The following is a 6598-nucleotide window of genomic DNA, read 5'->3' on the forward strand; positions in this document are numbered from 1 at the left end:
GCGCCGTGACGCGCTCGGCACCGCGAGGGCTGGCGAGGAACCCTTCGGCAACCGCGCGGCCGCCGCGCAGCGGTGCGCCGGCGGCGGGCCGGCGTACGCGGCCGGCGCGGTGGCGAGGAGCAGGCCGGCGGTGAGCGCGACGACCCCGAGTGAACGCACGGTGGACACCTCCGAAGATCGGTTGACTGGGTGTCCGGACAGCCTCGCCCCGCGGTACCGCTCGGGACATCGGGGATCTCCTATCGGGAGTCCCTGATCCGTGCCCCCTAGGGTGCGACCGCGTACGATCCGACGGATGTCTGGACGGTTCCGGTTCGCGGTGGACCTCGGCACGTCGAACACCGTCGCCGTGGTCGACCGGGGCGACGGGCGGCCCCGGCCGCTGCTGTTCGACGGCAACCCGCTGCTGCCCTCGGCCGTGTTCGCCGACGTGTCCGGCACGCTCTTCGTGGGCCGCGACGCCGAGCGGCACATGATGACCGACGCGTCCCGGTTCGAGCCCAACCCGAAGGGCCGCGTCGACGACGGAGTGCTGCTGCTCGGTGACCGCGAGGTGCCGGTCGCGGAGCTGTTCGCGGCGATCCTCCGGCGGGCGTCCGCCGAGGCGGCCCAGACGGGTGTACCGGTGGCCGGCGCGACGGTCCTGACCTGCCCGGTCGACTGGGGCACCAACCGCCGCCGGCTGCTCCTCGAGGCGGCCGAGCGGGCCGGCCTGGGCGCCGTGACGCTGCTCGACGAGCCGGTCTCCGCGGCCACCTACTGCGTGCGCGCCCTCGACGGCCGCCTCACCCCCGGCCGGTGCGTCGTCGTGTTCGACTTCGGCGGCGGCACGCTCGACGTCACCGTGGTGGAGGCGGGCGCCCCTTCTGGTCGGTACGGCCTTCGTGTGCTGGCCACCGGCGGCCTCGACGACCTGGGCGGCACCGACATCGACGACGCCCTCGTCGGGCACCTCGGCCAGCTGATCGCCGCCGCCGACCCGCAGCTGTGGCGGCGGCTCGCCCAGCCGTCGACGGTGGCGGAGTTCCGCGACCGGCGGATGTTCTGGTCGGAGGTCCGCGCCGCGAAGGAGATGCTGTCCCGCGCCTCCACCGCCCCGATCCACGTCCCCGGCCGCGACCAGGCGACCCACCTGACCCGCGAGGAGCTGGACCGCATCGCGGGCCCGCTGGTCGACCGCGCGGTCGACGAGACCCGCCGCGTCCTGCAGCGCTCGGGCGCCGCGGACCGCCTCGACGCGATCGTCCTGGTCGGCGGCTCCAGCCGGCTGCCGCTGGTGGCGAGCCGCCTGCACGCGCGGTTCGGCGTGGCCCCGGTCGTGCCGGAGCAGCCCGAGCTGCCGGTCGCGTTCGGCGCCCTGCTCCTGGCCAACGGCGCCGCCGAACCCACGACCCCACCACCCGCGACGGCCTTCGCGCCGCCCCCGCCCGCCGCCGCACCGGCCGCCTTCGCGCCGCCACTGGCCGCCGCCTCGCCGTCCGGATACGCCCAGCCCCCGGCTGTCGCCACACCGGCCTCCGGATACGCCCAGTCCCCGGCCGTTGCCACGCCGGCCTCCGGATACGCCCAGTCCCCGGCTGCCGCCACACCACCGTTCGGGTATGCCCAGTCACCGGCCGTCGCCGGCTCGCCGCCCGCCTTCGCGCCGCCGGCCGCTTCGGTGAGCCCCTACGCACCCACGCCCGTGAGCCCCTATCCGGGCCAGCCGGCGGGCGGCATCGCGGCCGCGCCGACCAGCGGCGGCTATCCGGCCCCCAACCCGAGCGCCTACCAGTCCGCGCCGACCAGCGGCGGGTTCCCCGGTCGGCCCACCAGCGGCGGGTTCCCCGCGGCCGCCGCCGGTGCCTACCCGGTCGCGCCCGTGAGCGCCCACCCGGCCGGCGTCACCTACCCGGGCCCGCCGGACGCCTACCAGCCCGCGCCCCCGCCGCAGCAGGCGCCGCCCCGGCGGCCGTCCGTGATCATCGGGCCCGGGGTCACGATCCAGGGTAACGTGGCCGTGTACGGGGACTCCGACCTCATGCCCGCGCCCGCCCTTGATGACGACGACGAAGACGACGAGCCGCCCGCCCCGCCCGCCGAGCCCCGGCGCGCCGCCAGGGCAGCGCGCCGGGTCGGTGGCGGCGTGCTGCGGCGGCTGCGGCTCCTCGTCCTCCTGGCCCTGCCGTGGGTGATCATCATGACCGTCACCCCCTGGGGCCGGGGGCTGTTCAACGACGGCAAGGCCAAGGTCGAGGAGCTGCTCGGCACCGGTGCGGCCCCGTCCACCTCGGCGTCCGCGCCCGCGTCGCCCCAGCCGTCGTCGGCCCCGCCGAGCCCGGCCGGCCCCACCGCCGGCCTCGACCCGGCCAGCGGCAGGGCCGGCACCCAGGTCAAGGTCACCGCGGCCCACTTCGCGCCGCGGGAGAAGGTCGAGATCCGGGCCGGGACCACCCTCCTGTTCACCGCCACCGCGGGCGCCGACGGCGCGTTCACCGCCACCGTCACCCCCGCGAAGACCGGGGCGAAGGCCGGTCCGCTCACCGTCAGGCTCACCGGCAAGACCAGCAAGCAGGAGATCACGGCCGAGTTCGTGGTCAAGACCGCCTGAGGAATTGGTCCGGCACCGCCCGAGGAGACCTGAGGAGAGTGGAACGGCGCCGCCTGAGCAAGTGGTCCGGCGCGCCGGGTCGCGGGTGGTCCTTCCGGCGGCCGGTACGGCGGCGGAGGATGACCGGCGTGGAGTTCCGGCACGCTGACGCGATCTGGCGCGATCATCCAGCCCTGGTACCGGCGGTGCTGTCCCTCGGCGGCGTGACGCCCGACGCCGAGGTCGCCCCGGCGGTGGCCGCGTTCACCGAGGCGGCGCGGGCGCGGCTGGCCGGCGGCCCGGAGAGCGGCTTCCCCGAGATCCAGGCCTGGCGCCGCGCGTTCACGGCGCAGGGGCTCAAGCCCACGCAGTACCGTTGCGCCTCGGAGTCCCTCCTGCGACGCCTGCGGCGCGAGGGTGACCTGCCCGCCCTACACCCGCTCGTCGACCTCTGCAACGCCGTGTCGGCCGCCTTCGCGGTGCCCGTCGCCGCGCTCGACCTCGACCGTATCGACGGCGACCTGGAGGTGCGGTACGCGGACGGCACCGAGGAGTACGAGACGTTCGGCGGCGAGCTGGAGCACCCCGACCCCCGCGAGGTCGTGTTCGCCGACACCGCCGGCCGCGCGCACGCCCGGCGCTGGACCAACCGCCAGAGCGGCCGCTCGGCCATCCGCCCGGAGACGTCCCGGGTGCTCGTCGTGGCGGAGGGGCTGCACGCGACCGCGGCGGCGGACGTGCCGAAGCTGCTCGACGCCCTCGCCGGCGCGATCGCCGGAGCCTGGGCCGCCGTCCCGCGGACGGCGGTGCTGCGCCGCGATGAGCCGGCGTTCAGGATCTAGAGCAGCGTCTCCTGTACCGGGAACGTCAGCCGGGCCGTCGTGATGCCCTCCAGGACCTGGTCGTCGTTGAGGTCGCGGGCCATCACCTGCGCGTAGTTGCGGCCGCGGTGGTGGGCGTTGCGCATCCGGACCACGTTCGGGAACCGGCCGACCGCCCGCATGTCGCCGAGGCCGGACAGGAACACCAGCTGGATGCCGTTCGCCGCCGCGACCCGCCGCTGCAGGTCGAGGAACGCGACGTAGTTGGCCGTGCCGAGCGGGTTGTCCATCGGCAGCACGCCGAGGCCGGGCACGTCGCCGCCCCGGTTCGCGGCCCGCAGCCGGGCGAGCATGCAGAACAGCAGCAGGCTGATCGTGACCTTCTCGCCGCCGGACCACTTGCTCATCAGCTCCACCGGCTGGCGGTCCTCGCCAAGCTCGGTCGACGGCTTGAGCACCCGGGCGACGAAGTTGCCCCGGCCGACCACCGCCGTCGTCGCCTCCCACACCAGCGCGAGGCCGTCGGGGATCGGGTCCTGCCTGGCGACGAGCCGGTCGACGAGCCGCTCCACCCGGCTGCGCAGGGTCGCGTCGGTGGTGTCCACATTGGACCGCGGCCCGACGTCGAGGAAGCGCCGGTTGCGCAGGTGGTCGGCGAGCCCCGGGGGCAGCTGGGCGTGATGCTGTGCCCGCTGCAGGGTCTTCAATCCCTCGCGTACCTCCGCACAGAGCGCCGTCACCACGAGATGCTTGTCCTTGTCGACGGCGGCGAGCTCGCCGGCGAGCGCGTGCCGGTACGTCGCCAGCTCGGCCGCCAGCCGCTCCGCCTCCGCGACGCTGAGCGCGGCGCTCTGCTCGCTGCGGAACCGGTCGCGCACCTCGGCCGTCACAGCCGCGAACCGCTCCTCGCCGGCCCACCGGTCCATCCGGTGCACCTCGCCGTGCAGCTGGCTGCGCGCGCCGGACACGGCCCGCTCGGCGCCCTGGAGCGACCGCCGCGCCTGCCGCGCCGCCTCCCGCGCCTCGTCCGCGTCCCCGTCGAACGCACCGACCAAGTCCACAGTGGACGCTTCGTCGGCGAGATCGGCCCGCAGGTCGGCGGCGAGCTCCCGCAGGTCGGCCGCGCGCCGCCGCCCCGCCTCGGCCGTCCGCTCGGCCGCGGCGACCCGCTCCCGGGCCTCCCGCTCCTCCTGGACGGCCGCGTCGAGCCGCTCCTGGTGCGCCTCCGCCCAGGAGGTCGCCTCGTCCTCGTCCCGGGGTTCGTCGTCCGCGGCGAGGTCGGACGGGGACGGGCGGGCGGACTCGTGGGACGACAGGGACTGGCGGGCCGTCTCGGCGTCCGTCTCGGCGCGGGTGGCGTCCGCGCGGGCCGCGAAGTGGGCCTGCTCGGCCCGCTCGGTGCTGCGCCGCACCGCCTCGGCGTCGGCGGCGTCCACCGTACCGGCCAGGCCGGCCGCGGCAGTGCGCTCGTCCGGGGTGAACTGCTGGACCTGGCGGTCCAGGCCGTCAAGGCGGCGGGTGATCTCGTTCGCCGTGGCCTCGATGGCGGAGCCGGACGACTGGCGGGCGTACGCCTCGTCGGCGGCCTCGTACGCGCTCTGGGCCGCCGCCAGGCCGGGCAGCGGCGCCGGGACCGGGCCGTCGGCCAGGCGGTGCAGCTCCTCGACCCGCGCCCGGTAGCCGCGCAGCGTCGCCCGGTGCCGGTCGGCGTCGGCGCGGGCGGCCGCGACCACCGCGGCCGCCGACCGCTCGCGCTCCTCGGCCAGGGCGAGGCGCTCCTCGCACGACGCCCGCTGGGCCGGCAGGCCGTCGCGCTCGGCGCGCAGCGCGGAGGCCTCGGCGGCCCGGCGGGACAGGTCGGTGAGGACGCCGAGGCGGGTGGCCAGCACGCGCCGCCGCTCGGCGAGCGCGCGCAGCTGGCCGGCGTGCGCGGCGGCCCGCTCGTCGAGGTCGGCCCGCTCCGCGTCCAGCTCGGCCGCCCGGGCCTGGGCCCGGGCCAGCAGCTCGGTGAGCCGCGCGTGCTCGGCGTCGAGGTGCTCGCGGTGGCCGGGCGGGCAGCGCTCGGCGAGCAGCCGCAGCTGGTCGCGCAGGCGCAGGTCGTGGTCGCGGGCGTCGAGCAGCTCCTGCACGCGTACCCCGCGGCCGGCCCGGCCGGCGGCCCGCCGGTCGGCCTCGCGGGCGGCGGCGGTGCGGTCGTAGAGGGCCGGGGCGGGCGGCAGCACGAACCCGTCGGCGGCCGGCGCCGGCGCGCCGACGGCGGCGTGCAGCGCGGCGGCCGGGGCGACCTGGACGGCGCTCGTCGGGTACAGCTGCGCGGCCTCCAGGGCGTCCCGGGCCCGGCCGAGGTCGGCCGGGTCGTGCACGAGCAGCCCGCCGACCAGGTGGGGCGCGGCGGTCACGGCGAGGGCCCAGCGGTCCGGCGGTACCGCGTCGGCGAGCAGGTGCCAGCCGGTCGTGGCCGGGATCCGCTCGGCGGCGAGCACGTCGGCCGCCCGGGCCAGGTCGAGCGCGGCCGGCAGCAGCCCGCGGGCCGAGCCGAGCGCCTGCACGGCCCGGTCATCCTCGGCGTCGGCGACGGCGAGCTGGATGCGCTGCCGGTCGGCGGCGATGATCGCCTCGGCCAGCTGCTCGGCGAGCAGGCGCTGCTCGGCGACCGGGTCGACGCTGTCCCGCTCGGTGAGGGCGGTGAGCCGCGGGTCGGTGGCGAGGGCGTCGATCTCGGCGAGCAGCGGGGTGCGCTCGGCGTCGAGGGTGGCCCGCCGGTGGGTGAGCTCGGTGATGGACGCCTGCACGGCGCTGCGCTCGCGCTCGTGGGCGGCCCGGTCGTCGGCGAGCCGGGCCGCGGCGGCCGGCAGCTCCCCGGTGAGCCGCTCCTCGGCCTCCCGATCCTCGTCGATGCCGGCCGCGAGGGCCGCTTCGAGGTCGCCGGCCGACGGCAGGCGGTCGTCCGTGAGCGCCGCTTCGAGGTCGCCGGCCGACGGCAGGCGGTCGTCCGTGAGCGCCGCGGCGAGGTCGCCCGCCGACGGCAGCAGGTGGCCGGCCGCGACCGCCGCGGCCAGGTCACTGTCGAATGTAGACAGTGCCTGGGCGGCGGTGCGGGAGCGGGCCTCCAGGCCGCCCAGCTCGGAGCGCAGCGCGTCGGCCTGCCCGCGGCGCCGACGTCGCCGGCGGACAGCGTGACCGTGAAGTGGATGTCGTTGCCGTCGCG

Annotated in this window: 3 protein-coding genes; 2 read left to right on the forward strand and 1 reads right to left on the reverse strand. The window is 77.4% G+C overall.

The genetic code is table 11. The features are described 5' to 3' along the window. The first annotated feature begins 295 nt into the window (after window positions 1-295). Both ABZS66_RS59740 and ABZS66_RS59745 read left to right on the forward strand, forming a co-directional pair. Window positions 296-2590, forward strand: coding sequence for an Hsp70 family protein (locus tag ABZS66_RS59740; protein WP_354773600.1), 2295 nt, complete (start codon window positions 296-298; stop codon window positions 2588-2590). A gap of 128 nt (window positions 2591-2718) precedes the next feature. Beyond that, a complete protein-coding gene (locus ABZS66_RS59745) occupies window positions 2719-3411 on the forward strand; it encodes a phenylalanine--tRNA ligase beta subunit-related protein (RefSeq protein ID WP_354773602.1) in 693 nt (230 codons plus the stop codon). Here the strand turns inward: ABZS66_RS59745 and ABZS66_RS59750 are convergent. Further along, window positions 3408-6598: hypothetical protein (locus ABZS66_RS59750; RefSeq protein WP_354773604.1), on the reverse strand; the 3191-nt coding region annotated here is incomplete at its 5' end. The two genes, ABZS66_RS59745 and ABZS66_RS59750, sit on opposite strands and share 4 nt — an antisense overlap.

It is taken from the genome of Dactylosporangium sp. NPDC005572, assembly GCF_040605515.1.
Classification (GTDB): domain Bacteria; phylum Actinomycetota; class Actinomycetes; order Mycobacteriales; family Micromonosporaceae; genus Dactylosporangium.